Here is a 26422-nt window from a genome sequence, read left to right on the forward strand (position 1 = left end):
GGCGGGCTCGGCGTCGATCCCCTTCCACCGAGCCCGCCGGTCCACCACCGTTACTGTGACGCCCATGGGGCGACTGGTGGTCATCGAAGGACTCGACGGCGCGGGCAAGCGCACGCTGACCGAAGGGTTGACGAACGCGTTGCGCGCCAAGGGCGCGAGCGTGGCGAAGCTGGCTTTCCCGCGGTACGGCGAGAGCGTGCACGCGGACCTCGTCAAGGAGGCCCTGCACCGCGGGCACGGCGACCTCGCCGACTCGGTGTACGGCATGGCCGTGCTCTACGCGCTGGACCGCAGCGGTGCCGCGGACGAGATTCGCGCCCTGCGTGACGCGCACGACGTCGTTCTCCTCGACCGGTACGTCGCGTCCAACGCCGCGTACGCGGCCGCGCGCCTGGGGCAGGACGCGGCCGGCGAGGTCGTGAAGTGGGTGTGGGAGCTGGAGGTCGACCGCTTCGGCCTGCCGCACCCGGACGCGCACCTGCTGCTGCGGGTGGCCGCGTCGGTCGCGGCGGAGCGCGCCGAACGCCGCGCGGCGGCCGAGACCGACCGCGAGCGCGACGCCTTCGAGACCGACGACGGCCTCCAGCGGCGCTGCGCGGCGGTGTACGACGAGCTGGCCGCCGCGGGCTGGTTCTCGCCGTGGCACGTCCTGGACGGCGTCGCGGGCGTCGACCTCGAAGCGCTCGCCGCGACCCTGCTCGCCTAAAGCAGACGGGCCGGGGAGGTTGGTCAGCCGGGTGACCGGCGGCTTGCCGCCGGTTGAGCTGTGGGGTCGGCGATGATTGTAGAAGTGCAGCCAGCCCGGTAGCGCCGCCCGCCGCAGGGTCTCCGCTGGGTAGCAGCGGGCGTAGGCCCAACCTTCGGCCACAGTGCGGTGGAAACGTTCGATCTTGCCGTTGGTCTGCGCCGATCTGGACCGGGCCCAGCCGCTGCCGCCACCGCAGTCGCACGATCGACCGGACAGGTGTGCGGGCACGGGCTGTGGTGCGGACGGCAACTGCGGTCAGCTATCCCGGCCGCGCCTTCGGCGCGGTAACGGCGAGCCCGCTTCGCGGCGGTTTCGCAGCGACGATGAACATCTTCGTCGCTGCTGTGCGGGTCCGGCCTTGTTACCGCTCACCTCAACCCGGGACCAACCTCCCTGGACATCACACCTAAAGCAGGCGCGCCGGGTCGAACTGCGCGATCGGGTGCGCGGTCGTCCCGTCGACGACCAGGTCCGCGACGATCTCGCCGACCACCGGCGCGAACTTGAAGCCGTGGCCGGAGAAGCCGCACGCCAGCAGCACCCGCTCCTCGGCCGGGTGCGGGGCCAGCACGAAGCTCTCGTCGGCGGTGTCGGTGTACATGCACGTCACCGCGCGGAGGAACGCGCCGGGCAGCGTCGGCAGGTGGCGCTTGACGACCGTGGCGATCTCGTGGACCTCGGCGTCGGTCACCGTCCGGTCGAGGCCGTCGGGCGTGCACGGCCGGCCGCCGCTGTGGAACGCGACCTTCACGCCGTCGCCCGCCGCGTTGTGCGCGGGGAAGCCGTAGAACGTGTAGCCGTCGCCTTCCCAGATGTAGACCGGGTGCCGGCGGAACGGCTCGACCCCGCCCGAAGGCGCGAACCAGTACTGCACCTGCCGCCGCACGGTGAACGTGACGCCGAGGTCGCGCAGCAACTCGCCGGCCCACGCGCCGGGGCACAGCACCAGCCGGTCGGCCGTGTAGTAGTTGTGCGAGGTCCCGATGCGCACGCCGCCGGCCGTGGTGCTCCAGGTGAACACCTTCTCCTCGTGGTGCAGTTCGGCGCCGCACCGCGCGGCGAGCTGCAGGTGCGCGGCGACGCTGCCCTCGGGCGACACCAGCCCGGCGCCCGGCTCGTACAGCGCGACCTCGTCGGGCGCCGGGGACGTCGTCGGGTACCGGCGGCGCATTTCACGAGCGTCGAGCAGTTCGTGCGGCACGCCGAACGCCTCGGCCGAAGCGACGCTGCCGGTGATCGTCCGCGACGCCGCCGTGCCGACCATGAGCCCGCCGCAGCGGGTGAACAGCCGGCGTCCGCTGTCGCGCTCGAGGCCGTCCCACAGTTCGTGGGCCCGCAGCAGGAGCGGCACGTACCCGGGGCCTTCGAGGTAGGCCTGGCGCGTGATCCGCGAACCGCCGTGGCTCGACCCGAGGTGGTGCACCGGCGCGAACTGGTCGAGGCCGAGCACCCGTTGCCCGCGTTGCGCCAGCCGGTACGCGGCGGCGCTGCCCATGCCGCCGAGCCCGAGCACGATCACGTCGTAGTGCGTCATGTGACCCTCCCGGGAATGCGCGTGCCGAAGTACTCGATCTCCACCCGCGTCCCCGGCACGCTGTACTCCACCGGAAGCCAGGCGTAGGCGACCGATTCGTCCCCGCTGGTGACGTACCCGGCCGCGCGGCCCTCGACGTACACCGGCTCCTTGCCCAGCACGACGCCGTCGACGCGCAACCGGGTCAGCCGGCGGCCGGTGACGGCGTCGCCGCGGCCGGCGAGCGCGTCGCGGCCGAGGAAGTAGCCCTTGTCCATCCGGACGGCGGACCCGAGCCCGGCTTCGTACGGATCGTGCTCGGTGGTGACGTCGACGCCCGGCACGCGCACCCCGGCCGCCAGCCGCAGGCTCGTGTACGCCTGGTGCCCGGCGGCGACGATCCCGCGCGCCCGCAGGGTGTCCCACAGCCGGCGGCCCACATCCGCCGTGGCGTGCAGCTCCCAGCCGGGAACGCCCACAGTGGACAGTCGCAACGCGACGACCGGGACGTCGTCCACGTAGGTCTCCTCGGCCGAACAGTCCGTTGTGGACAGTTCCGGCAGGACGTCGTCGGCGTGCGGCCCCCAGACGCCGGCGCAGCAGGTGCCGGGCGTGGTCTCGTGGAGCTGCACGGCGCCGTCTCCTGGCAGGTGGCGCCGCAGCCAGTCGAAGTCCGCCCGGCCGGAGGCGCCGACGTGGAACCGCTCGTCGCCGAGCCGGGCCACGGTCACCTGGCCGCGCACCCCGCCGTCCTCGCTCAGCAGCAGCGTGCGGGTGACCGAGCCCGGCGGCTCGGCCAGGTCGCCGGTCGTCATGGCCTGCAGGAACGGCAGCGCGCCCGGGCCGGTGACCGCCAGCCGCGGCGCGGCGGTCAGGTCGAACACCGCGACGCGCTCGCGAGCCGCGAGCGCCTCCGCGCTCCCGATCGGCGACCAGTGCCGCGCGGCCCAGCCGGCGCGCGCCGAGACGCCGGGCAGGTCCGCGTTGGCCTGGTACCACTGCGGGCGCGCCCAGCCGCCCGACGGCAGGAAGTGCGCGCCCAGCTCGGCCTGCCGCTCGGCGAAGGGACTGCTGCGCAGCAGTGCTTCCCGGGGATCCAGCGGGTGCACGATCTCGTGGACCTCGGCGAAACGGCGGCCCCGCACCGAAACGCGGTCGAAGCGGGCCAGATCGCAGCCGTGGACGGCCAGCGCCGGCTGCCCGTCGACCAGCCAGCGCGCCAGCTCGCGCGCGACCCCGGCGGAGTGCTCGTCCCGGACGGCCTCGGCCACCCAGAAGCCTTCGAGGTCCGGGTGCTCGCCCAGCAACGGCAGCCCGTCCGGCGTGCCCGGGAGCGTCACGGTGGTGACGGTCTCGGCCTTGGCGTCGCGGAGCGCGGGCAGCAGCGCGGCCGCCGCCTCCCACGCCGCGTCGAAGTCGTCCGAGCCGACGTCGAGCGCGCCGATGCCGAGCCGGTCGACGTGCTCGCGGACGTAGAGCGCGCGGTCGTGGTGGCGCAGCACGGGTTTGCCCGCCTGCGCGTGGTCGTCGTTGTGCCCGGCCAGTTCCGCCAGCGGCGACGTCCGCGCGTACCGGTGCGGCAGCGGCACGTGCGGCACCGCCAAGCCGACGAGCCCACCGGCGCCGGCGCACGACACGACGACGTCGGTGCGCAGCCGCCCGGAAGCCGTGACGACGCCGGTGACGCGCCCGCCGGCGCGGTCGATCGCCACGACGTCGTCGTCGAGAAACTTGGCGCCCCGCCCGGCGGCCCGCCGCGCCTGGGCCTCGGCCGCGTGCCCGGCGTGCAGGAGGCCGTCGCCCGGGACGTGGAACCCGCCCAGGACCCGGGTTTCGTCGAGGAGCGGGTGCAGGTCGGCGCACTCGTGGGGCGCGCGCGGGAAGCCGCGCACGCCCCACGACGTCGCCCAGCCGCGCCGCCGCTTCAGGTCCGCGAGCCGCTCGGGAGTCGTCGCGAGCTCCAGGCTGCCCACCGGGTTGAAGCACCACTGGCCGTCGAGGGTGAGGCCGCTGTACTTCGCGACGGTGTACTTCGCGAACTCCGTCAGGGTGCGGTCCGCGTCGGTGCGGAACACGAGCCCGGGGGTGTCGGGCCGCTCGCCGCCGCCCAGCACCGTGACGTCGGTCCAGCCGCGTCCGGTCAGCTCGTCGGCGAGCGCGCAGGCGACGAGGCCGGCGCCGATGACCACCACCCGGGGCTGTGCCATCGCGGGATCCCTCCGGGCAAAGTTGCGTCTTCGGCAACAACGTGCGTCATGCGCGACTTGCTGTCAAGCGCCCGAAAAGGTGCCCGTTCAAGCCCGGGTGAACTCCATGACCCAGTTGGATTCCCAGGTCTTCCCGCCGTCGGCCGAGAACTCCTGCTCCCACCGCGGCGACGGCCCCGTGGTGCCCGACCAGAGGTAGTGCGCCTTGATCGGCTGACCCTCGTGGACGTCGTCGCCGTAGAAGTCGCCGCGGCCGTCGGCGAAGGTGCCCACGACCGGCGGCTGGAGCACCCCGGTGCGGTCGTTGGCCCAGTAGATCGACCACTCCTTCCGCTCGACGTCGTACAGGCGCAGCGTGAAGCCGCGAAACCCGCGGGCGGGGAAGCGGATCTCCTCGGTGTTGCCGCCGCCCTCGAAGAGGGTCCGGCAGGTGGTGGTGCCGGGGTAGACGTCCCAGTCGTCGCAGCCGGCGAAGATCGTCTCGAGCCGCCGGCTGACGACGGTCCAGGAGCCGTGGAGGAAGTCGAAGTCGTTCATGACGGCGATCCTGGGCCGCGATCACTGACACCTTCTGTCAGTGGTGGCTGGCAGACTTCGCCGGGTGCGTGCGAGCCGGCTGGTGTCCCTGCTTCTGCTGCTGCAGAACCGCGGCCGGATGAGCGCGTCGCGCCTGGCCGCCGAGCTGGGCGTGACCGCGCGGACGGTGTACCGCGACGTCGAGGCCCTGGCCGCGGCGGGCGTGCCGATCTACGCCGAGCCCGGCCCGAGCGGCGGCTACCAGCTGATGGACGGCTACCGCACCCGGCTGACCGGCCTGACCGCCGACGAAGCCGAGTCGCTGTTCCTGACCGGGCTGCCGCAGCCCGCCGCCGAGCTGGGCTTGGGCGCCCAGGTGGCCGCGGCCGAGCTGAAGCTGACGGCGGCGCTGCCGACGCCGTACCGGGACGCGTCGACGCGGATCCGGCAGCGGTTCCACCTCGACGCGCCCGGCTGGTACCGCGAAGCGGACCCGGTGCCGCAGCTGCTCGCCGCCGCGGAAGCCCTGTGGCGGGACCAGGTCGTCGAGGTCCGCTACCGCCGCTGGTCACCGCGTCCCGGCGTCGTGACGCGGCGGCTGCACCCGCTCGGCCTGGTCCTCAAGGCCGGCGTCTGGTACCTCGTCGCGGCCGGGCGGTCGGAGCCGCGCACCTACCGCGTCACGAACATCGTGGCCCTGACGCCGCTCGACGAAAAGTTCACCCGGCCCGCTGCCTTCGACCTCGCGGAGTTCTGGCGGGCGCACGTCGAGCGGTACGAAGCGGCGGACATCGACGAGACGGCCGTCGTCCGCCTCTCGCCGGCAGGAATCGCGGCCCTGCCGGACATCCTCGGCCCGAAGGCGGCCCGGCTCGTCTCGCACACGCTCGAACCCGCGGACGCCGAGGGCTGGCGGCGTGCGACCGTCCCGCTGGAGAGCGTGCCGCACGCCGCCGCCGGGCTGCTGCGGCTCGGCGCGGACGCGCAGGTCCTCGAACCCGCGGAACTGGTGGCGCACATGGGAAAGACGATCCGGGCGATGGCCCGGCTGTACTAGTCCCGGAAGTAACCCAGCTGCGCGGACAGGTCGTCCGCCGCCTCGGCCATCGGCCGCACGATCTGCTTCACCCGCTGCTTCGAGAGCCGGTAGGACGGGCCGGACGCGCTCATCGCGGCGACGACGTCCCCGCCCGGGCCGTGGATCGGCACCGCGACCGCGTGCATGCCGAGCTCGAACTCCTCGTAGCAGGCCGCGTAGCCGTCCTCGAGGATCCGTTCCAGCTCGGTCATCAGCTCGTCCGGCTCGACGGTCGTGCGGGGCGTGTACTGCTCCAGCTTCCGCTTCAGCACCCGCTTGCGTTCGGCTTCGGCCATGTAGGCCAAGAGAATCTTGCCGCTGGAGGTCGCGTGCAACGGCGTCCGCTGGCCGGTCCAGTTCTGCGTGGTGATCGCCGCGGCGCCGCGGGCCTGGCTGATGTTGATCGCGACGCCGTCGTCGGCGATGGCGATGTTCACGGTCTCGCCGAGCTCCTCGGCGAGGCTCAGGCAGCTGGTGCGGCCGAGCTTCGCCAGGTCCATCCGCCCGGTCGCGGCGCCCGCCAGCCGCACGATGCCGAAGCCGATCGCGTACTTCCCGCGTTCGCCGAGCTGCTCGACCAGGCCTCTCGACTCCAGGACGCTGAGCAGGCGCGACGCCGTCGACTTGTGCACGCCCAGCTCGCCCGCGATCTCCGTGATGCCGGTTTCGCCGTTGCGGGCGAGCAGCTCCAGCACGCTGATCGCCCGGTCGACCGACTGCACCTGGCTCTGAGTTGCGTTGCCCGAGTCCTGGTTCCGCATAGCGCAACACTATCCGTTTTGCGCACTCCCTATCGGCTGAGTGGGCGAATCTCTTGACGCGGCCGCCCCTCGGACCGGATTGTTGCGCAAGAAGCGCAGCGTCGCGCAATGCGCAACTTTCACGAACCGTCCCGGCATCCCGCCAGTCGTTTCCGGAGGCCCTGATGATCCGCGCCTGCGCCGTCACCGACCTGCCCGAGGGCGAAGCCCGCCGCCTCGACGGGCCCGTCCCGATCGCGGTGTTCCACACCGAAGCCGGCTTCTTCGCCGTCGACGACACCTGCACCCACCAGGACGCATCGCTGGCCGACGGCTGGCTGGAGGGCTGTTTCGTCGAGTGCCCGCTGCACGCCGCCCGGTTCGACCTGCGCACCGGCGCGCCCACCTGCCTGCCGGCCAAGAAGGCCGTGCGGACGCACCGCGTGGTCGTCGAGGACGGCGTCGTCTTCGTCGACGCGCCGGTCCCGGCCGTCACCCCCTGAGCCCTTCCCGCAGGTCCGTGAAGGCCGCCTTGAGAGACCCGGAGTCCCTGAAGGTGGCCTTACGGGACTGGCCTCTGACCTGGGGTTTTGCATTTTCCCCCATCTTCCTACCTGGTCCACCAAAATCCTGTGTATCCGTAGGTCACGCGGCATGTCGATCACCACTTTCTCCTACGTCTTCCACAGTCTTCCCCGGCACGAGTGTCACAGGTTCTGTCACAGGCTCCGATACGGTTTGATCATGGCTAGATGCCTTCACGCGGTCACGTGCTTCCTGGAGTCGCACACGCATCGCGGGGGTCACTTGCCTGTAGCCATCCGTCTGCGCATCGTCGGCGTGGCCCATGGTCGTCCGTCGGAACTCGCTGTCTAGCCCGCCGTCAGCGGTCCACGTGGACCAGCCGCGCCGCGTGGCATACGCGGACTTGTACTCAAGGCCGTTCGCCTTGCAGAAGTCCCGTAGGGCCGTCGTAATGGCCCGTGCCGTAACCGTGCCACCCTGCCGGTTGCGGAACACGACCTCAGTGGCGCACTCGACCTCTCGCAGGTTCTCGCCGACCAGGTGGACCAGGCCGCATCCGGCCGTCATGTCCCGGCCGTCTATGTGCAGCTTGACCAACTCGATTGCCCGGTCGGTTAAGGGCACCTTGCGAGGCTCCCCGTTCTTCGGGGATTCGCGGATGACTCGTTTACCCGGGACCAGCACATCTCGCGTGACCATGAAACCCTTGTCGAGCCGCAACATGGCCGAGTGCAGTCCGGTCGCTTCGGACGGGCGTACGCCCACCTCGAAGCAGAATTCGACAATGTCCATGTAGTCATCGCGGAAACCCGCTTCGCGCAATGCGGCAATGTCAGAATCCAGGAAGTACGGGCGTTCCTTTTTCAGGATCTTCGGCAAACCCATCTTGTCCGTGTACGGCGCGCGGGTCAGCACACCTTTGTCAACGGCGAGCTTTACCCACACCTTGAACGCGTAGTACAGCTTTTCCGCGTAGGCGGCCGACACCTTCGGCGTGAGCGTATCTTTGATCCAATCGCGGATGTCTTGCTCGGTGATTTCGTTCAGCGGCACGTCACCCCAACGCGGCAGGATGTGCACACGCATGATGCGTTGTTCCTGCTCGTCGCCATCGCTACCCGGGTGACGGTTGCCGTCGTAGTTCTTCTCCCACCACACCCGGTACAGCGTGGTTGCTTCCGTGTTGAGTGCAGTGGGGGCCGCGCCGCGTACCCGCCGTTCCTCCGCGTTCGCAACCCGCAGGCATTCACGCTTGTTGTAGAAGATGACGTTCGAGCCATCCGGGTTCTTCACGGAACGCCGTTGCCGATTCGCGCCTTTGCCGATGGCGTATCCCGCGCAGTACCGCTTACGCAGGTTGCCGTTCTCGTCTCTTTCCGATTTTTGCGGGATGACCCAAGCCATTTCGCTACTCGTTCCTTTCCGCGAGAATCTTTGGTTTGCCGTTTCCCTTTCCTCGCGCCCACCGCCACGCGTCATCGAATTTCAGGGATGCTCTGCTTGTGATCTTCACTGGTTCGCCGGTGTCCTCGGTCGGAAGTAACAGGGCTAGCGGCGAGCAGTCCAAGACGAGCGCCAGGGAGACAAGATCGTCAACGCTGGCCGCCCGCGCGCCGGTCTCGATCCGCAACACCGCATGACGGCCCATACCGTGCCCTAGCTGCGTCAACAGCGCCGCGACGTCGGCAAGCGAGAGTCCCAGTCGTTCCCGGCGAGCCCGAACACTGGCGGCCACCTGGTCCCTGACGGGCCCCTTGATCGTTTCCCTTGTTGGTGCCATAAGAGCAACAGTACGCCTACCTACGGCGGTTCTACGTGCGTGTAGTTGGCGGAAGCCAAGGAAAGATCTTTTGCCGGTCTATTTGGGCCGCCTGAATGATCAAGGTCAGGCCGAGCTGGTGATAGAATTGCTCCAAGCGCAAGCCGATCCCTCTGGCGATCGTTTGAGTCGGGCCCCTTTTCGGAGGACCACTCACGGTCAACGGCTAGACATCACTCGCGGGTACACGTCGAGACTTCATGTCTCCGTTCCGCTGGAGTGTTTACCGTGGCTCAATCGCATAGCTCGTTGCCGAATCCCGAACACCTCATGCGATTGCCTACGCCCATTGCCGCAGCAGCATTTATTCAGCTGGTCTCACTTGGTACTAGCCCTTAAGAAATCCCGGTGCGCACTTGCCTGCACACCGGGATCTATTCCCGCATAACACACAAAGGATGAGGCGTGACCGTCAATTCACAGCCTACGCCAGACCGCCCATCGCTGACTAGCGCGGAACAGCCACTTCCATCAGTGGTCGAGCGCCGACCTGTATATCCGCCGTACCGGCCGTTCAAAGACCCCGAGGACTGGCGACAGCAGATCGAGACCCCCGAGGCGGGTGACGACCTGCGCCTGTATCGACTGGCCGTCCAGCTTGTTTCTGACGCCAGTGCCGACCATCTGGCCAAGCATGGCCACGACTGTCATCCATGGTGCACAACATGCCAGAAACGGGATGATAGATTTAAGGACAACCCGCTAGCGGCATGGGACAAGCTGCAATCGTCGCTATCTGCTCCGATGGACGTAAGCAAGGTCAAGAACTTCATTCGCGAATTGCACAGGGCGCCAAAAGCGCCGATCGATTACTTCGCGGCAAAGTTTGACGTCCCCGAGAGCGATGTTTACACGGTGATGTCATTCGACGATGACAATGAATCGTGGAATGTGATAGTCAGGCAGCGCGCGATCCGGTATCTGGTCAAGCACGGGCGTCCACCAGTGGATGACTTCGACCCGGACCGGCCAACCATGTCGGATTCATTGCTCTCACGCGACCAACTAGCGTACCTGCTTAAACCGCTGCCGCTCATCGAAAACACAATTGACATGGGCGGCGTGACGTTGCTTGCGGGATATTGGGGATCGTGCAAGTCATTCATCGCGCTGGATTGGGCTGCGTCGATCGCGTCGGCAAGGCCGCAATGGCAAGCGCGAACCGTCATGCGCCACGGAAGCGTGTTGTATATAGCGGCGGAAGGCGCATCCGGTCTAGACGATCGAATCACCGCATGGGAAAAGGGCTGGCAACAAAAGCGTGTCGACGATCTCGTGACGCTCAAACGTGCGCCACACCTTGGCAAGCGGTCCGAAGTGGACGAGCTGTGTGAACTGATCTCCGACGATGATGAAAGATACACGCTCGTTGTGATTGACACCCTATCGAAGTGCATGCCCGGCCTCGATGAGAATAGCGCCAAGGATATGGGGCCGGTCGTATCCGCACTTTACCGGATTCAACAAGCAACCGGTGATGGCACCGTGCTCGTGGTGCATCACACCGGAAAAGACAAGGTCACTGTGCGCGGATCATCGGCGCTGGAAAGCGGCGTTGACTGTGTCTACATGGCGGAAGGCAATGCACAAGAGGTAACACTCAAGATGACAAAACGAAAGGATGGACCATTGGTGCATGACATGAAGCTACGGCTTAGCGATGTGGAATTCACCGACAGCGGCGTAATCGAGATGGCCTCCACCTCCGGAGAGAGTGACATATGGGGTGACATTTCGGGATCTTCGGAAAAGATCTTGTCACTCTATATGTCCCACTTCAGTGAAACAGGGGCATCCAAGGCAGAGCTTCGCCGGGCCGCCGGTATGCCACCGTCCAGCTTCCACAAGGGACTGAATGGCCTGGTCAATAAGGGTGTACTGGTCAACGCCGGAACTGACCAACGCCCATTCTATAAGCGCGACACAACGTGATCTTGTCACTCATGTCACCTCGTGTCACTCAATGGGTGACAGTGTCCGTCACCTCCCCTTCCTTTAGGGGAGTGACACCGTGACATATGGACATGCAGACAAAGGGTTGCCCAGGTAAATGGAATGACACTGCGACCAAGAGAAGAAAGGTAGAGGCAATGGCTGTCGAATACACGCGGTAGATATAGCATCAACCCGATGCCGGCCGAAGCGAACAGATAGCTAAATAGACAAAGGAGAACGGGTAATGGATAAATGGGCCAACCTGCGTGCGGGCTACATCGAAAGAATGGCGGAAGTAGGGAAGGAGATTAGCACATTGGAGGGAATTAAACGTACGGGCCAAGATGACCAGGACTTGGAGGAAGCACGGGACATGCTGGCCCATCTCACCCAGAACTACGCCAAGATCGATGACCTCGAACGGTGAGGTGGAAGCCATGCCCACGCGACCGTGCCTTGACTGCCATAGGCTATTCCCATTAGCGCCTGGGGTATCACGCTGCCCCGCTTGCGCAAGCGTTGAGCAGTCAGGTCGATCACGCAAGAGGCGAGGACACGATCGGTTCCGTCATCGCGTCTCGACGATTCGACTACTCGAACAAGCAACGCATTGTGCAACATGTCATAAAGCATTCAATGGACGAATGAAGACGTTGGGACACATCATTCCATTAAGGAATGGTGGCACGAGCATCATTGATAACTACAAGGTCGAATGCGAACAATGTAATTATGGATGGAAGCGTGACAGGTAAACTCGCAATGACGGAGGAATGTAGGGGGCCCAGGCTTCGCGCAGAATTTCCCGACCACGGCATCCACCCGAGTCCCCCGATCTTTTTTTCTGGTACCACTTTCCCGTCGTCGACCGCTGGCAAATTTCGAAAGGTGTTCTGCAATGCTAAACCGCATCGGCCCCGAACTCGACCTACGAGATCTCGACGAAGACCAACTGCACGAAATCAAAGACGCATGCCAAAGGGTCAGTGTCAGTCCGAATGAGAACAGGACAACAAAGATTGTGTATAGCGCGTTGACCCGCGCGGTGGTCGCCGAGATCGAATTTCGCGTGTTGACCTACGGGGACCCGCTAGACGTGCCCGACTACCTGTAGGGCCGATCGCGGAAGACCCATTCCAGCCCCCTAGCGTCCACGTAGACGACCCATGGGGGTGGTGGTAGTCCTTCGCCTTTCCCCGGAGTCGCGCGGACCCGTACAATCGCTATCAGCGGGACGTCAGATGGCCCCCGTTGTTCGAGTCCTCCGGCCAGCGGTGGCCGCCACTCGACAGGAATCCCATTAGCGAGCGCGTCATCGTTACGCGCGAATCCTGTTCGGGTGAGAAATTAAATGGCAATGACAATTGAGGAAACGGCGATTCGACAACGGGTGATCGATGCACGGATGCGTGAGCTTGACCGTCATGACAAGTTGACTACGCCACAGGAAACCGAGTGGCAGCAATTACGAACCGAATCGCTTGTTTTGCAACGGGTGCTGCTCGACGACGCATACCGCAAGGGCAATATTGAAGACGGAACGCCATCCGACAACGGGCACGTTGAACGACCGGGCAACGAACTGCGCGGACGAGCACTCAAGGCGGTCGAACAGTCCGCCCGTGAGCACGGTGTTCCGGATACCGCGAGCGAGCGTGTCACGGTTGCCCTTGAGCGCGACACTGATCCTGATGGCCGCTTGGCTCGTTATGTGGTGGAGGCCAGCGACGCCAATTACCTAACGGCGTTTCGATCCTGGATGAACGATCCCACCAATGGGCATCGCATGTGGAATGACGCGGAGCTTTCCGCGTATCGGCGCGTCACTGCCCTTTCTCGTGCAATGAGTTTGGGTACGACAACGGCCGGCGGTTTCCTGGTGCCTTATGCATTGGACCCGCAAATTCGTTTGTCAGGTACTGGTTCGATTGACCCGATGCGCCAAGTGTCCAGCGTTAAGCTGACCGCGTTGAATGAACAGCGGTTCGTCACCAGTGCTGGCGTGTCGGCTTCGTGGGACCCGGAAGCCCAAGAAGTAAGCGACGATTCTCCGGTACTTGCGCAGCCTGCCATTACCGCATTCAAGGGGCAAGCGTTCATTCCCGTTTCTCTTGAGCTGTTTGAGGATTCGGACTTGACGACGCAGGTTGGCAACCTGTTCGCCGACGCGAAAACTCAACTTGAAGCCAACGCCTTTACCCTCGGTACCGGTGCGGCACAGCCTAAGGGCGTCGTCACGGCAGTGGCCGCTGTCGGCGGCTCAGTGGTCACCAGCGCTCTGACTGCGCTCGCTCTGGTTGATATCGTGGCCAATCAGAACGCATTGCCGCCGCGTTGGCGAACAAATGCCAAGTTCATGGCAAACCTGTCGATGATCAATTCTGCGCGGCAAATCCCGCTGTACGCGAATGGGCCGTCGATTGTGAATGACGCTACAGTTCCGCCTCATTGCTTCGGCTGGGAACTGCTGGAGAATAGCAATATCGACGGAACGATCGGTGCGGGCGCTTCGAACGATTATGTGTGGTTGTCCGGCGACTTCTCGCAATACCAAATCACAGATCGAATCGGCACGATGATCGAACTGATTCCGACGCTATTCGGCGCGGCCGGACGGCCAACCGGACAACGTGGCTTCCACATGCACTGGCGTACGGGTGGTGACGTGTTGATTCCCGATGCGTTCCGCTTGACGAACTACAGCGGCTAATCGGTACACGGGCCCCACGTTCGCGCCTTGCACGTGGGACCCGTGTCCGCCTTCCCCTCGCACAGCGTCGGGGCAAATGCGAGGGAAGTCTTAGTCTCGGCCGCTTTCGATCTGTTCGTATGTAGGGAAGAACACGATCCGTTCCGGTTGCCCGTTGCGCTCCGCCGATTCGAGTTGTCGCCGTTGCTCAAGCATCAGTGCAGTCCGCGCTTCGATGGCGACTTTTGCGAGCTGCGTCAACGATTCAGGGTCGGAGAATGAAAGTCGTAGCGTACTATCGTCGCGGGCAAAGAGCGATCCGATTTGAATTTCGATCTTCTCGTCTGCCGGAAGTAGGTCATGACTAATGTCCGTACCTGGCAGCACTTCGATATACGCGTCGATCTTCACGACTGTCCCTTTATGCGCATAGCGCGCCCGGACCCGGTGGCTCGATGCTCCGGCGCGTTGTCGAGCCGTCGGGACCAGGTGATTTCAGTAGGCAGGAATTGCAAGGAACGCCGCGCATGCTGGACAACGCTTCCGCTTCCCTCGGTGCGAATGCTTGTCCACAAAGGGCGGTCAGTGATCCGGCGAATTCATTGATGCTGAATTGGTCGCGAATAGCGGATGGCAGTTGCACTAGGTGCACCACCCGACGCGCCTCGCCGACGAGGCCTTGCCGGAACCGCACGAAAGTCAAAGGTTCGGTCATCGGGCGTGCCTCGACATCCGGCCGGTGTCTCGCTGGGCCGCCGACTGCAACTCCGCCGTCCGCTCATGACGCCCTTCCGCTGGCCTAGCTGGCTCCCTGCCGCGTGCAAGCCGCCCGACCCGAGCGACCACACCAACCAGCCATGCGCGCATGACCGCGACCCGCGCAGAGGCTCGCCAACGTCGATCGAGCCATTCGGCTAACCGGAGCGCAGGTACGAGCGCCGCCGCGACGGCCAGCACGGTCAAGACAACGTTCGACGAATCAAGATCAACCATGCGTGAAACGCTAGGAAACTCCTAGTCAGAACGGGTATGACACCTTGTCCTACTACCGCATCGATGGAAGCCAGTAGGACAATGTGTCCCAGTGCGTTAGCTCGATCGAGTGGCACCGATACGCGTTGCGAATTCGCGCAGGCGAGTTGACTTGCGATTCTCACGTTCCAGCAACTCGGACGTGATCTGCCGGGGCAAGGACTGGTACTTGAGCCAGTCCGACGCAAACGATTCGGTCGACAGCAAGGTATCGAGCGCCTTTTTATCGTGGCCCAACCGGAGATGAGACAGTGACACGTCGGCCAAATGGCGCGCCTTGGTGGCCAACGGCAAGTGCGCGTCGCGAGGTAGTTGTTGCGCAGCAGCCAATGCACCCGTAAAATTGTCCATCACGACGGCACAGTCCACGGACAGCATTGCCACCTTCGCCGGGCCGAATGTCGTTTGGTGCTCCGAGCGGTCATAGCCGATCCGGTTGGCTGCCTGCCGCGACTCCGCCAAGAGGTCCACAGTGGATGCCTTATCCAGCTTGCGGGCCGTCGCGGTGGCCGCCGTGACCGTGAGGATGCCGTACGCAGAGAGCTGGGAGTTGGAGACCTTGCCGCGAGGAGAGATCTCGTTTGCTGCGGCTAACGCCACGTTCGCCGAGTCGTCATACCGGCCCTGCACCAACATTTGCCATGAGACAGACATCCGCATGGCCGCGTACAGCAGCGGATCGTCGCTGTTCTTCGCCGCTACCAACGCTTCTCGGATAGCCAGGAATGCCGCGTCCGTCTGTCCCATGTGGACCAGCGTGTCCCCGGCCGCCTGGTACGCGCGGGCCAGAATATGTGCAGCCTGCGGCTTTTCCGCCGTTTTCGCATCGCGGTACGTGGCCCGCAAAGTGGTCAACGCGGCGGGCAGCAGCGACGCCAGTAGTTCGTACCGGCCCGACCAGTAGGAACCCCAGAGGTAGTCAACGGTCCGTTCCGCTTCGATGAGCGATGCGGGCTCAACGTCATGGCCGCCACCGGTGAGATCCTCCACTGAGGTGAGCACGCGGCGAATGGCGATGAGGCCGCTATCGGGTTCCGTCGTCGGCGGGGGTGTCGGCTTTGCCAGGAGCGCGGCCATGTCGACGTCCAACGCGCGCGCCAACCGGGCGAGGCTCGACACCGAGCACGTGTGTCGGATGCCCTGTTCGAGCTTCCGCACTAGGTCGACGCTGACCCCCGCCGCCGTCGCTAGCTCCTGCTGTGTCATCCACCCGTTGCGTAGTTCGCGGATGCGTTCGCCGATCGTGCTACCCGTAGTGACCATAGCTAGTTGCCCTCCGTGCTAGCCCGTTCGCGCGCGCCTGGGTCCATGGTAAACGCGCAGGGTCAACCCCACGGTGGTGCTAGCCGCTTCACCTGTTCGGCCTACGCGTACATGCCAGAGCCCCCCGGTTCACCAATGCTCCGGGGGGGCTCTGCCGTTCGTCGAACCTTCTACGTCATGCCCTGGTGGGAGCCATGATCGTGCGGGCCGCCTGTCACACAGCTGTCAGACGATCACTAGCGAATCACCAGGTCAACGCCATATTTGGCCCTGTCGGCGGCCTTCACGGACCGTCCAGGGGCACCCGGATGGAGCAGGGACCCGTGCCGATCTTGATCTTTCTGGTGGTCAAACACGCGGGTCGCGCGTACGGGCGTCGGAACTAGTGCGAATATGTGGTCATGAAGGCACGTGTTCTCGTGGTCGACGACGACCCTGCACTCGCGGAGATGCTCACCATCGTGCTCCGTGGGGAGGGGTTCGACACGGCGGTGGTCGCCGACGGCTCACGCGCGCTTCCCGCGCTGCGTGAACTGAAGCCCGACCTCGTCCTGCTCGACCTGATGCTGCCCGGGATGAACGGGATCGACGTCTGCAAGGCGATCCGCGCCGAGTCCGGGGTACCGATCGTCATGCTCACCGCCAAGAGCGACACGGTCGACATCGTCCTCGGCCTGGAGTCCGGCGCCGACGACTACGTCGTCAAGCCGTTCAAGCCGAAGGAGCTGGTCGCCCGGGTCCGCGCCCGGATGCGCCGCACCGAAGCCGAACCGGCGGAGTCGCTCACGATCGGCGACCTGGCGATCGACGTGCCCGGCCACGAGGTCACGCGCGAGGGCAAGGCCATCCCGCTGACCCCGCTGGAGTTCGACCTGCTGGTGGCGCTGGCCCGCAAGCCGCGCCAGGTGTTCACCCGCGAGGTGCTGCTCGAGCAGGTCTGGGGCTACCGGCACGCGGCCGACACCCGGCTGGTGAACGTGCACGTCCAGCGGCTGCGCTCCAAGGTCGAGAAGGATCCGGAACACCCCGAGGTGGTGTTGACCGTTCGCGGCGTCGGGTACAAGGCCGGCCCGCCGTGATGGCTCCATGACCGTGGAGACCGGTAGACGGCTCCCCGCGTTCGCGCGCTCGACGGCACGCCTGGTGCGGCGTGTCGTCGTTTTCGCGCGCCGTCGCGCGGTCGCGTTCAACGAGCTGTGGAAGCACTCGCTCCAGTTCCGCGTGACCGTGTCGACCCTCGCGCTGTCCTCCGCCGTGGTGTTCGTGCTGGGCATGGTCCTGCAGAACCAGATCACCGAGCGGCTGCTCGACACCAAGCGCGACGCCGCCACCGCGCAGACCCGCGCGGCCGCGGAGACCGCCGCCGGTGAGCTCGTCGGCCTCGGCAGCGAGACGTCGGACGCGCTGCGCAACCGGCTCGAGAACGCGCTGAAGAAGATCGCGATCACGCCGACCAGTCAGGACGCGGCGGGCTCGGCGGCAGGCACGTTCATCCCGGTGCTCGCCAGCGGCGGCCACGACCAGTCCGGCAGCGAACCCGAGTTCGCCGGGCCGTTCGAGAACGTGCCGCCGCGGCTGCGGCAGTTCGTCGAAGCCGAGCAGACGAGCTACCTCGAGCACACCGTCCCCGACATGAACGGCGGGCGCACGACGTACCTGATCGTCGGGACGTCGCTGAAGACCGTCGCCAGCCCGCTGCAGCTGTACTTGCTGTTCCCGCTGACGACCGAGCAGAACACCGTCTCGACCGTGCAGAACACGCTGCTGGTCGGCGGCCTCGTCCTGCTGCTCCTGCTGGCCGGCATCACGAACCTGGTGGTGCGGCAGGTGGTGCGGCCGGTCCGGCAGGCCGCCGCGGCGGCGGAGCAGTTCGCCGGCGGCGACCTCGACCAGCGCGTCGCCGTGATCGGCGAGGACGACCTGGCGAAGCTCGCCGTGTCCTACAACGGGATGGCCGCCAGCATCCAGCGCCAGATCCGCCAGCTCGAGGAGTTCGGCGGCCTGCAGCGCCGGTTCACCTCCGACGTCTCGCACGAGCTGCGGACGCCGCTGACCACCGTCCGGATGGCCGCCGACGTGCTGCACGCGTCCCGCGAGCAGTTCCCGGCCGGGCTCGCGCGCTCCACCGAGCTGCTGGTCGACGAGCTCGACCGGTTCGAGGCCCTGCTCGGCGACCTGCTGGAGATCAGCAGGCTCGACGCCGGCGTCGAGGAGCTGTCCGCGGAGTTCATCGACGTCCGCCCGATCGCCACCCGCGCGGTCGAGCAGGTGCGGGTCATCGCCGGCAACGCGGGCTCCTCGGTCGAGCTCGTGCTGCCCGACGAGGAGATCCCCGCCGACGTCGACTCGCGGCGCGTCGAGCGGATCCTGCGCAACCTGCTCGCCAACGCCGTGGACCACAGCGAGGGCCGGCCGGTGGTGCTCACCGTCGCGGCCAACGAGACCACCGTCGCCATCACCGTCCAGGACCGCGGCGTCGGCCTGCGGCCCGGCGAGGCGGACCTGGTGTTCAACCGGTTCTGGCGCGCCGACCCGTCGCGCAACCGGCGCACCGGCGGCACCGGCCTCGGCCTGGCGATCAGCCTCGAGGACGCGCGCCTGCACGGCGGCGAGCTCGACGCGTGGGGCGCGCCCGGCCAGGGCGCCTGCTTCCGGTTCCGCTTCCCGCGCCACCAGGACGTGCCCATCGGCGAGTCGCCGCTGGGTCTGCCGCCGCCGGAGCGCGTCCCGGGCGAGGTGCCACTCGGGATCATCGAGGTGACCCCGGCGCCGGAGGCGATCTTCGCCGAGCGTGAGGAAGTCGGTCAGTGAAACGCGTTCTGCTCGCAGTGTTGTGCCTGGTGCTGGTGGCGGGGTGCGCCAACGTCCCGCTCGAGTCCCAGCCCGTCGTCGTCCCGGGGGAGCGCCAGGGCCAGGGCCAGAACGCCGAGGCACCCGAGCCGCAGGCGAACATCGACGCGCTGACGCTGGTCCGCGACTTCATCGGCGCGACGCTCAAGCCCGGCCAGAACAACGGCGCCGCCCGCGCCTACCTGGACGACCAGGGGCAGGCGACCTGGCGGCCCAGCCGCAGCCTGACGATCATCCAGGACACCTTCGGCACGGTCTACGACACCGAGCCGCAGCCGGACCCGAACACGCAGGTCGTCAACGTGCGCGGGTTCGACGTCGGCACGCTGGACCAGAACAGCGCGTTCGTCCCGGACTACAGCCCGGCGCTGCTCCACGTGAAGGTGCGCAAGCAGCCGACCGGCCAGTGGCGGATCGTCGACCCGCCCGCCGACCTGTACGCGACCGAGTCCGACTTCGCCGAGAACTACACCGCGGTGCCGGTGGTCTTCTACTCGGAGTCCGCCAACACGTTCGTCCCCGACCGGCGCTACGTCGTCGCGAAACCGCAGGCCGGGCTGCCGGGCCGGGTGATGGACATGCTGGTCGCCGGCCCGTCGACGAGCCTGGCGGGCGCGGTGAAGAACCTGCTCGGCGAACCGGTGGAGATCGACACCAACGTCAAGAGCCTCGACGACGGGACGCTGGTGGTGCCCCTGACCGGGCTGACCGGCGTCAGCGACGACACCCGGAACCTGATCGCCGCGCAGATCGTGCTTTCGCTGCAGTACGTGACGTCGGCGCGGATCCGGATCCTCGCCGACGCTGCCCCGCTGGTGCCGAACCACCCGGACTGGCGGCTGAGCGAGCTGCCCGCGTACGGCGCGGCGCTCTCGCCGAGCCAGGACCTGCCGGGGCTGATGACGGTCGGCGGCCGCGTCCGCTCCCTCGGCGACGGCGCCCCGATCGCCGGCCCGGCCGGCACCGGCGGCTACGACGTCGTCAACGCGGCCCAGTCGACCGACGGCAAGCGCCTCGCGGTGGTGGAGCGCGCGGGCGGCGGGGTCCACCTGCGGATCGGTGACCTCGGGCGCGAGCTGCCGCAGCTCAGCGTGGCCGGCAATTCCCTGAGCCGGCCGACGTGGCGCCCCGGCGCGTCCGAGGTGTGGACGGTGGTCGACCAGCAGTCGGTGGCCCGCGTCGTGCTGACCCCGAACGGCCAGTGGACCCCCCTGCTGGTGAACGCCGCCGACCTGATCCAGCAGGGCGACATCGCGGAGCTCCGGTTCTCCCGCGACGGCACCCGGGTCGCGGCGGTGGTCAACGGCCAGCTGTGGGTGGCCTCGGTGGTCGGCTCGGGCGGCGACTCGGTCAGCCTGCGCGAGCCCCGGCACCTGCAGCCCCACGACCTCCACGACGTCGTCGACGTGGACTGGCTGGCCCAGGACACCCTGGTCGCGGTGACGACGAGCCTGTCCCAGCCGGTGGTCCGCGTGACGGTGGACGGCCAGCGCATGGACGCGTTCAACAGCTCCAACCTGACACCGCAGGTCCACGGCGTCACCGCGGCCCCCGGCCGGCCGATCGTGGTAGCGGACGCGAGCGGCTTGTGGACGGCCTCGGTGCTCGGCGAGGTGTGGCGCCCCCAGAGCCATTCGGCGAAGGACGCGGACCCCTTCTACCCGGGCTGACGGGTTTCATTCGATCGGGTGATGGCCGCGGGCCCGAAACTGTCGGTGGTGGTCGCGACACTTTCCGTGTGGTCATCAACGCGCTTCTCGAACTCCTGATCCCCAGCCGCTGCGCCGCCTGCGGAGCCCGCGGCAAGCCTTGCTGCGCTCGCTGCGGGGGTGTTTGGGGCGCGGTGCGGGAGATCGTCCGCGTGCCCACGGCGGGGCTGGTCCGGGTGTTCTCACTGGCCAGGTATACCGGCGTCGGACGGCGGTTGCTGATCGCGTACAAGGAGCGAGGCCGCCGGGACCTGGCCCCGGCGCTGGGCCTGGCGCTGGCGGAGGCACTGGTCGTGTTGCCGTTGACGGAAACCGTGGCCGGCGGGCGACCACAGGTCGCGGCCGGAGCCGTTTCCGCAGGTCAGTCCCGACCGGCTGCTCAGGGCGCCGGCCTCGTGTCCGCCCACCGGCACCCGGGCCCGAGCACCGGATCCGTCCCCGCGCACCGCAAGGTCTGCCTGGTCCCGGCACCCAGCCGCCCCTCCGCGTCCCGGATCCGCGGCGGCCCCCACGTCGAACTCCTGGCAGCAGCCGCGGCGAGAGTCTTGGCCACTCGCGGTTTCGAAGTGGCCGTCGCACCGGCTTTGGAGCTGGCCGGGAGTGCTCGCGACGCCGTCGGGCTCGGCCACGCCCAGCGCGCCGCCAACCTGGCCGGCCGGCTGCGATTCCGCGAAGCCGGACGCCCACCGCCCGGGTTCCCGGTGGTGGTCCTGGACGACGTGGTGACCACCGGAGCCACCGCCGCCGCATGCGTGCACACGCTGGCGGCGGAGGGCGTCGCGGTCTCGGCCGTCGTCACCTTGCTCGCGGCCGGGTGAACTCATGGGCGGTGAGCCGGGCGATCGGCGCCCGAACCTCGCGGCGGCCGGCACCGCCATCAAGTCACGCCGGAACTCCGGTGCTCACCATCGGAACTCCGGCGCCTTGCGTGAACTCCGGGGCCCCGCCTGAACCAGCGCCTGCCACCTGAGTCAGCGCCAGCCGCCAGAACTCTGGCGACCCGCCTGAACCGATGCTCGCCGTTGGAACTCTGGCATCCACCGCCCCAAACTCCTCTGCCCACCGCCACGACTCCGGAGCCCGCCTGACCGAAACGCCCAAACTTGGCGCCGCCGAGCGGGGCTCGGCAGCGCCCAAGCCCGGCGCCGCCAAGCCCGGCTCGGCGAGCCGCCCGGCCGGTCCAAGAAAGATTTCCCACCCGGGTGAATCCGCGACATCCGACCGCCGGCCACCGCCCAACCACGTCACCCAGCCCCCGGCGTTCGACCCAAAACCAGAACGGCGGTTTCAGCAGGTCACACCAGTCACCTCGAGCCCCACCGACCCCATCCGCACCACGAGAGCCCCGGCCACCGAAAGCACCCGCCGAGCCCGGCCCTCGCGGCCGGGTGATCCGGGTGTCACCTGGACGAGTGACTTCCGGCGGGAACGCGAGCGGAGCCGCGGCCGTTGTCCGGGCATGAGGGTGTCGATCAAGGCCACTCGGGTGCCGAACCACTCCACCGGAGTGGTGGCTGTGCCGGACAAGGCCGTCACCCTCGGCGTCCGTGCAGCTGGAGCGATGCGCCGTCCGTGTGATGCCACGGCAACCGGCGAGCGTCCGACCAGCGGGTGTTTTCTGGTGTTCACTCCCCGCTCACTGCGCGGGGTGACGGAGTCTCATTCCCCGACATCCCCCGGCTCGGGGGCTGTTGTAACGGGCGTGAGGAAGCTAACGTGCTCCGCTATCAGCAATCCCCGCAGGCAGGGAGGTGACGAGCCCATGTCCCTGGCGCCGGAGGTGCGCTGAGTCCGCGCTCGGGCATCCGGCACGAGACGTCGTGAACCGATCCGAGTTCCTTCTCAGCCCGCGATCCGGGCTTCGTCCCCGCTACACCGGCGCCGTGTGTGAACTCAACAGCTCGCAGTCATCTCAGCGAGGGAGGTCGTGTATGGACATCGTCGTTAAGGGCCGCAACGTAGAGGTGCCCGAGCACTATCGGGCACTCGTCAGCGAAAAGCTGGCCCGCCTCGAGCGCTACGACAGGAAAGTCATCCGGTACGACGTGGAGCTGTTCCACGAACCCAACCGGCGCCAGGCCAAGAGCTGCCAGCGCGTCGAAATCACCGGAAAGGGGCGTGGCCCGGCCGTACGCGCTGAAGCGTGTGCCGCCGACTTCTACGCAGCGCTCGATTCCGCAGTCACCAAGCTGGAGAACCGGCTGCGGAGGACACACGACCGGAGGCGCGTGCACTACGGGCGCAGCCGACCGGAATCGGTCGCCGAAGCGACCTCGGTATTGCCGGGTGGTACCTCCCCGGCCGCCGCCGCCAGTCCCGCCGCGCGTACCGCGGTGTTGGACGCACCCGAGGCCGAACCGCAGCTGAACGGTTTCGCGAGTGCCGACGAGATCACCCTGCCCCAGCAGCAGAGCTGGGCCGACGACGACCTGGGCCACCAGCCCGGCCGCGTCGTCCGCGAGAAGCAGCACACCGCCGATCCGATGACGGTGGACCAGGCCCTCTACGAGATGGAACTGGTCGGCCACGATTTCTACCTCTTCAACGACTCCGACGCGGGCCGGCCCAGCGTGGTCTACCGGCGGAAAGGCTTCGACTACGGCGTGATCCGGCTCGGCTGAGCCGGCTCTGAGAAGGCCTTCGCCGGTGGCCCGCACGCGCTCGCGTGCGGGCCATCCGCATGTCAGGACGTACGGCGTGTGCACACGACGCCCCGGGTTCCCTACGATGGGGTGGAACGGTGGCGCCGACCCACGGCGGCCGCCGTGGGAGAACCTGCCCGGGACCGGCCTGGGCGCGCTCATGATCAGCTAGTGAGGTCGACCGGATGGTGCTGAACCGCCTGCTCCGCGCGGGCGAGGGCAAGATGGTGAAGCGGCTGCGCAACATCGCCGATCACATCAACACCCTCGAAGACGACGTCAAGGACCTGACCGACGCCGAGCTGCGGGCCAAGACGGACGAGTTCCGCAAGCGGCACGCCGACGGGGAGTCCCTGGACGAACTGCTGCCGGAGGCTTTCGCGGTCGCCCGCGAGGCCGCCAAGCGCGTGCTCGGCCAGCGGCACTTCGACGTCCAGCTGATGGGCGGCGCCGCCCTGCACCTGGGCCAGGTCGCCGAGATGAAGACCGGTGAGGGCAAGACCCTGACCTGCGTCCTCGCGGCGTACCTCAACGCCATCCCCGGCAAGGGCGTCCACGTCGTCACGACGAACGACTACCTGGCCAAGCGCGACTCCGAGTGGATGGGCCGCATCCACCGCTTCCTCGGTCTCGAGGTCGGCGTCATCCTGTCGGAGCAGCAGCCGGACGTCCGGCGCAGCCAGTACAACGCCGACGTCACCTACGGCACGAACAACGAGTTCGGCTTCGACTACCTGCGCGACAACATGGCGTGGAGCCTGGACGACTGCGTCCAGCGCGGCCACAACTACGCCGTCGTCGACGAGGTCGACTCGATCCTCATCGACGAGGCCAGGACGCCGCTGATCATCTCGGGCCCGGCGGACCAGTCGTCGCGCTGGTACGTCGAGTTCGCGCGGCTCGCCCCGCTGATGAACGGCATCGACACCACCACGATGGGGTCGCGCGAGCGGCTCGAGAAGACGAACCTGATCAACTCGAAGTACCACTACGAGGTCGACGTCCGGAAGCGCACGGTGGCCGTCACCGAGAAGGGCGTCCGGTTCATCGAGGACCAGCTGGGCATCGAGAACCTCTACGAGGCCGCGAACACGCCGCTGGTCGGCTACCTGAACAACGCGCTGAAGGTGCAGGAGCTCTTCCACCGCGACAAGGACTACATCGTCCGCAACGGTGAGGTCGCGATCGTCGACGAGTTCACCGGCCGCGTCCTGCACGGCCGCCGCTACAACGAGGGCATGCACCAGGCGATCGAGGCCAAGGAAAAGGTCGAGATCAAGGCCGAGAACCAGACGCTGGCCACGATCACGCTGCAGAACTACTTCCGCCTCTACGGGAAGCTGTCCGGCATGACCGGTACGGCCGAGACCGAGGCCGCCGAGTTCCACCAGACCTACAAGCTGGGTGTGGTGCCGATCCCGACGAACCGCCCGATGGTCCGCGCCGACCAGCCGGACCTGATCTACAAGACCGAAGAAGCGAAGTACGAGGCGGTCGCCGAGGACATCGCCGAGCGGCACGAGAAGGGCCAGCCGGTCCTGGTCGGCACGACGAGCGTCGAGAAGTCCGAGCGGCTGTCGAAGCTGCTGGTCAAGCTGAGCGTGCCGCACGAGGTGCTGAACGCGAAGCACCACGACCGGGAGGCGCTGATCGTCGCGCGCGCCGGCCAGAAGGGCGCCGTCACGGTCGCCACGAACATGGCCGGCCGCGGTACCGACATCGTGCTGGGCGGCAACCCCGACCTGATCGCCGACCACGTGCTGCGCGAGCAGGGCCTGGACCCGGTCGAGCACTCCGAGGAGTACGAGGCCGCCTGGCCCGGCATCCTCGAGAAGGTCAAGGAAGAGTCGAAGGCCGAGGCCGAGGTGGTCCGCGACGCGGGCGGCCTGTACGTGCTGGGCACCGAGCGGCACGAGTCGCGCCGCATCGACAACCAGCTCCGCGGCCGGTCCGGCCGGCAGGGCGACCCGGGCGAGTCCCGGTTCTACCTGTCGCTCGGTGACGAGCTCATGCGCCGCTTCAACGCGACCATGGTCGAGCGCGTCATGACGACCATGCGGCTGCCCGACGACGTGCCGATCGAGCACAAGATGGTCTCCAAGGCGATCAAGAGCGCGCAGACCCAGGTCGAGCAGATCAACATGGAGCAGCGCAAGGACGTCCTCAAGTACGACGAGGTCATGAACGAGCAGCGCAAGGTGATCTACGCCGAGCGCCACCGCGTGCTCGCCGGCGAGAGCCTGCGCGACCAGATCGAAGAGATGCTCGTGGACGTCGTCAACGCCTACGTCGACGGCGCGACCTCCAGCGGCTACGCCGAGGACTGGGACCACGAGAAGCTGTGGACGGCGCTGAAGACGCTGTACCCGGTCAGCCTCGATTGGGACAACCTGCTCGAAGACGGCGACCTCGACGCGAACACCCTGCGTGAGGCGCTCGTCCAGGACGCCCGCGACGCCTACGACAAGCGCGAAGCGGAGATCAACGCGCTCGTCGGCCCCGACGGCATGCGGACCCTGGAGCACCAGGTGATGCTGACCGTGCTGGACCGCAAGTGGCGTGAGCACCTGTACGAGATGGACTACCTCAAGCAGGGCATCGGCATGCGGGCGCTCGCGCAGCGCGACCCGCTGATCGAGTACCAGCGCGAGGGCTTCGACATGTTCCGCGCGATGCTCGACTCGCTGAAGGAGGAGGCCGTCGGCTTCCTGTTCAACCTGCAGGTCGAGCGGGCCGAAGCGCCGCCCGCGGAAGACGCCGCCGCGCTGCCGGCGGGTGTCGGCAACGGCAACGGCCAGGCCGTGCCGGAAGGCCGGCACGCGCGCCCGGCGCCGCCGCAGCCGCCGACGACCGACACCGATTCCGTCCCGGCCGCGCTGCGCGGCAAGGGCCTGGGTGGCAACAGCCAGCAGTCGGGGCTGACGCTGTCGGGCCCGGGTGAGGACGGCGAGGTCGAAGCGCACGCCGAGGAAGCGGGCGACAGCGCGGGCGGAAGCGGAGCCACCCGGCGGGACCGCCGGGCCGCCCAGCGCGACGCCGCCAAGAAGGGCAAGAAGGGCCCGCGTCGCTGATGTGAGCCGCTGATGTGAGCCAAGAGACCGGGGCGCGTGGACAACTCCACGCGCCCCGGTTTCGTGAACGGGGATGGTCGTGACG

General features: G+C 67.3%; 22 protein-coding genes and 2 pseudogenes. 14 read left to right on the top strand and 10 right to left on the bottom strand.

The genetic code is table 11. The annotated features are described in order from the left end of the window. Positions 1-64: 64 nt before the first annotated feature. Positions 65-706: a dTMP kinase gene (locus tag ACLJQZ_RS15260; protein WP_328644754.1), complete on the top strand. Its 642-nt coding sequence runs from the start codon at positions 65-67 to the stop codon at positions 704-706. A 9-nt stretch (positions 707-715) separates the two neighbouring features. Here ACLJQZ_RS15260 and ACLJQZ_RS15265 read toward each other — a convergent pair. From ACLJQZ_RS15265 to ACLJQZ_RS15285, 5 genes and pseudogenes are all read right to left on the bottom strand, one after another. After that, positions 716-919 (bottom strand): annotated as a pseudogene (locus ACLJQZ_RS15265) (integrase core domain-containing protein); the annotation flags it as partial. A gap of 65 nt (positions 920-984) precedes the next feature. Further along, a pseudogene (locus ACLJQZ_RS15270) lies at positions 985-1047 on the bottom strand (hypothetical protein); the annotation flags it as partial. A gap of 107 nt (positions 1048-1154) precedes the next feature. After that, on the bottom strand, positions 1155-2282 hold the full coding sequence (gene solA, locus ACLJQZ_RS15275) for an N-methyl-L-tryptophan oxidase (RefSeq protein WP_410620642.1): 1128 nt from the start codon (positions 2280-2282) through the stop codon (positions 1155-1157). Continuing rightward, a complete protein-coding gene (locus tag ACLJQZ_RS15280; RefSeq protein WP_410620643.1) occupies positions 2279-4468 on the bottom strand; it encodes an FAD-dependent oxidoreductase in 2190 nt (729 codons plus the stop codon). Before ACLJQZ_RS15280 ends, solA begins: the two co-directional genes overlap by 4 nt. A gap of 87 nt (positions 4469-4555) precedes the next feature. Further along, entirely contained in the window at positions 4556-5005 is a 450-nt protein-coding gene (locus tag ACLJQZ_RS15285; RefSeq protein ID WP_410620644.1) for a hypothetical protein, read from the bottom strand. Positions 5006-5069: 64 nt separating this feature from the next. On the opposite strand from ACLJQZ_RS15285, the gene ACLJQZ_RS15290 reads away from it, so the two are divergent. Further along, positions 5070-6041, top strand: a complete 972-nt coding sequence (locus tag ACLJQZ_RS15290) for a helix-turn-helix transcriptional regulator (RefSeq protein ID WP_410620645.1) — start codon at positions 5070-5072, stop codon at positions 6039-6041. Here ACLJQZ_RS15290 and ACLJQZ_RS15295 read toward each other — a convergent pair. Continuing rightward, positions 6038-6823 (bottom strand): IclR family transcriptional regulator, encoded by a 786-nt coding sequence (locus ACLJQZ_RS15295; RefSeq protein ID WP_326944286.1) that lies wholly within the window; start codon positions 6821-6823, stop codon positions 6038-6040. The two genes, ACLJQZ_RS15290 and ACLJQZ_RS15295, sit on opposite strands and share 4 nt — an antisense overlap. Positions 6824-6987: 164 nt before the next feature. On the opposite strand from ACLJQZ_RS15295, the gene ACLJQZ_RS15300 reads away from it, so the two are divergent. Continuing rightward, a complete protein-coding gene (locus tag ACLJQZ_RS15300; protein WP_326944285.1) occupies positions 6988-7305 on the top strand; it encodes a bifunctional 3-phenylpropionate/cinnamic acid dioxygenase ferredoxin subunit in 318 nt (105 codons plus the stop codon). A 142-nt stretch (positions 7306-7447) separates the two neighbouring features. On the opposite strand, the gene ACLJQZ_RS15305 is transcribed toward ACLJQZ_RS15300, so the two are convergent. Both ACLJQZ_RS15305 and ACLJQZ_RS15310 read right to left on the bottom strand, forming a co-directional pair. Beyond that, positions 7448-8731, bottom strand: coding sequence for a tyrosine-type recombinase/integrase (locus ACLJQZ_RS15305; RefSeq protein ID WP_410620646.1), 1284 nt, complete (start codon positions 8729-8731; stop codon positions 7448-7450). A 4-nt stretch (positions 8732-8735) separates the two neighbouring features. Next, the gene (locus ACLJQZ_RS15310; protein ID WP_410620647.1) at positions 8736-9107 is read right to left on the bottom strand and encodes a helix-turn-helix domain-containing protein; all 372 of its coding nucleotides are present in this window, start codon (positions 9105-9107) and stop codon (positions 8736-8738) included. A 444-nt stretch (positions 9108-9551) separates the two neighbouring features. Here ACLJQZ_RS15310 and ACLJQZ_RS15315 point away from each other — a divergent pair, with 444 nt between their 5' ends. From ACLJQZ_RS15315 to ACLJQZ_RS15335, 5 genes are all read left to right on the top strand, one after another. Next, a complete protein-coding gene (locus tag ACLJQZ_RS15315) occupies positions 9552-11078 on the top strand; it encodes an AAA family ATPase (protein WP_410620648.1) in 1527 nt (508 codons plus the stop codon). A gap of 247 nt (positions 11079-11325) precedes the next feature. After that, complete coding sequence (locus ACLJQZ_RS15320; RefSeq protein ID WP_410620649.1) at positions 11326-11508, top strand: hypothetical protein; 183 nt, start codon at positions 11326-11328, stop codon at positions 11506-11508. A 10-nt stretch (positions 11509-11518) separates the two neighbouring features. Further along, positions 11519-11836, top strand: a complete 318-nt coding sequence (locus ACLJQZ_RS15325) for an HNH endonuclease (protein ID WP_410620650.1) — start codon at positions 11519-11521, stop codon at positions 11834-11836. A 143-nt stretch (positions 11837-11979) separates the two neighbouring features. Beyond that, positions 11980-12195: a hypothetical protein gene (locus ACLJQZ_RS15330; protein WP_410620651.1), complete on the top strand. Its 216-nt coding sequence runs from the start codon at positions 11980-11982 to the stop codon at positions 12193-12195. 243 nt (positions 12196-12438) lie between these two features. Then, a complete protein-coding gene (locus tag ACLJQZ_RS15335) occupies positions 12439-13791 on the top strand; it encodes a phage major capsid protein (protein ID WP_410620652.1) in 1353 nt (450 codons plus the stop codon). Positions 13792-13881: 90 nt separating this feature from the next. Here ACLJQZ_RS15335 and ACLJQZ_RS15340 read toward each other — a convergent pair whose 3' ends face one another. Beyond that, the gene (locus ACLJQZ_RS15340; protein ID WP_410620653.1) at positions 13882-14181 is read right to left on the bottom strand and encodes a hypothetical protein; all 300 of its coding nucleotides are present in this window, start codon (positions 14179-14181) and stop codon (positions 13882-13884) included. A gap of 678 nt (positions 14182-14859) precedes the next feature. Further along, positions 14860-16065 (bottom strand): helix-turn-helix domain-containing protein, encoded by a 1206-nt coding sequence (locus ACLJQZ_RS15345; RefSeq protein ID WP_410620654.1) that lies wholly within the window; start codon positions 16063-16065, stop codon positions 14860-14862. Positions 16066-16466: 401 nt separating this feature from the next. On the opposite strand from ACLJQZ_RS15345, the gene mtrA reads away from it, so the two are divergent. The 6 genes from mtrA to secA all read left to right on the top strand — a co-directional run bounded on the left by mtrA (position 16467) and on the right by secA (position 26337). Then, a complete protein-coding gene (gene mtrA / locus ACLJQZ_RS15350; RefSeq protein WP_005150760.1) occupies positions 16467-17144 on the top strand; it encodes an MtrAB system response regulator MtrA in 678 nt (225 codons plus the stop codon). A 7-nt stretch (positions 17145-17151) separates the two neighbouring features. Continuing rightward, positions 17152-18876, top strand: coding sequence for an MtrAB system histidine kinase MtrB (gene mtrB / locus ACLJQZ_RS15355; protein WP_410620655.1), 1725 nt, complete (start codon positions 17152-17154; stop codon positions 18874-18876). Next, complete coding sequence (locus tag ACLJQZ_RS15360; protein ID WP_410620656.1) at positions 18873-20585, top strand: LpqB family beta-propeller domain-containing protein; 1713 nt, start codon at positions 18873-18875, stop codon at positions 20583-20585. Before mtrB ends, ACLJQZ_RS15360 begins: the two co-directional genes overlap by 4 nt. Before the next feature lie 74 nt (positions 20586-20659). Then, entirely contained in the window at positions 20660-21442 is a 783-nt protein-coding gene (locus ACLJQZ_RS15365) for a ComF family protein (protein WP_410620810.1), read from the top strand. Positions 21443-22555: 1113 nt separating this feature from the next. Continuing rightward, positions 22556-23245, top strand: coding sequence for a ribosome hibernation-promoting factor, HPF/YfiA family (gene hpf, locus ACLJQZ_RS15370; protein WP_326944281.1), 690 nt, complete (start codon positions 22556-22558; stop codon positions 23243-23245). Positions 23246-23451: 206 nt separating this feature from the next. Continuing rightward, positions 23452-26337 (top strand): preprotein translocase subunit SecA, encoded by a 2886-nt coding sequence (gene secA, locus ACLJQZ_RS15375; protein ID WP_410620657.1) that lies wholly within the window; start codon positions 23452-23454, stop codon positions 26335-26337. The last annotated feature ends 85 nt before the right edge of the window (positions 26338-26422 follow it).

Origin of the sequence: Amycolatopsis sp. cmx-8-4 (assembly GCF_046548675.1) — a bacterium.
Taxonomy (GTDB): Bacteria; Actinomycetota; Actinomycetes; order Mycobacteriales; family Pseudonocardiaceae; genus Amycolatopsis.

Coding starts and splice junctions, on each gene's coding strand:
- ACLJQZ_RS15295 (WP_326944286.1), bottom strand. CDS start 6,823: ATGCGGAACCAGGACTCGGGCAACGCAACTCAGAGCCAGGTGCAGTCG.
- ACLJQZ_RS15330 (WP_410620651.1), top strand. CDS start 11,980: ATGCTAAACCGCATCGGCCCCGAACTCGACCTACGAGATCTCGACGAA.
- ACLJQZ_RS15305 (WP_410620646.1), bottom strand. CDS start 8,731: ATGGCTTGGGTCATCCCGCAAAAATCGGAAAGAGACGAGAACGGCAAC.
- ACLJQZ_RS15300 (WP_326944285.1), top strand. CDS start 6,988: ATGATCCGCGCCTGCGCCGTCACCGACCTGCCCGAGGGCGAAGCCCGC.
- secA (WP_410620657.1), top strand. CDS start 23,452: ATGGTGCTGAACCGCCTGCTCCGCGCGGGCGAGGGCAAGATGGTGAAG.
- ACLJQZ_RS15345 (WP_410620654.1), bottom strand. CDS start 16,065: ATGGTCACTACGGGTAGCACGATCGGCGAACGCATCCGCGAACTACGC.
- ACLJQZ_RS15335 (WP_410620652.1), top strand. CDS start 12,439: ATGACAATTGAGGAAACGGCGATTCGACAACGGGTGATCGATGCACGG.
- ACLJQZ_RS15325 (WP_410620650.1), top strand. CDS start 11,519: ATGCCCACGCGACCGTGCCTTGACTGCCATAGGCTATTCCCATTAGCG.
- mtrA (WP_005150760.1), top strand. CDS start 16,467: ATGAAGGCACGTGTTCTCGTGGTCGACGACGACCCTGCACTCGCGGAG.
- ACLJQZ_RS15320 (WP_410620649.1), top strand. CDS start 11,326: ATGGATAAATGGGCCAACCTGCGTGCGGGCTACATCGAAAGAATGGCG.
- mtrB (WP_410620655.1), top strand. CDS start 17,152: ATGACCGTGGAGACCGGTAGACGGCTCCCCGCGTTCGCGCGCTCGACG.
- ACLJQZ_RS15260 (WP_328644754.1), top strand. CDS start 65: ATGGGGCGACTGGTGGTCATCGAAGGACTCGACGGCGCGGGCAAGCGC.
- hpf (WP_326944281.1), top strand. CDS start 22,556: ATGGACATCGTCGTTAAGGGCCGCAACGTAGAGGTGCCCGAGCACTAT.
- ACLJQZ_RS15280 (WP_410620643.1), bottom strand. CDS start 4,468: ATGGCACAGCCCCGGGTGGTGGTCATCGGCGCCGGCCTCGTCGCCTGC.
- ACLJQZ_RS15285 (WP_410620644.1), bottom strand. CDS start 5,005: ATGAACGACTTCGACTTCCTCCACGGCTCCTGGACCGTCGTCAGCCGG.
- solA (WP_410620642.1), bottom strand. CDS start 2,282: ATGACGCACTACGACGTGATCGTGCTCGGGCTCGGCGGCATGGGCAGC.
- ACLJQZ_RS15310 (WP_410620647.1), bottom strand. CDS start 9,107: ATGGCACCAACAAGGGAAACGATCAAGGGGCCCGTCAGGGACCAGGTG.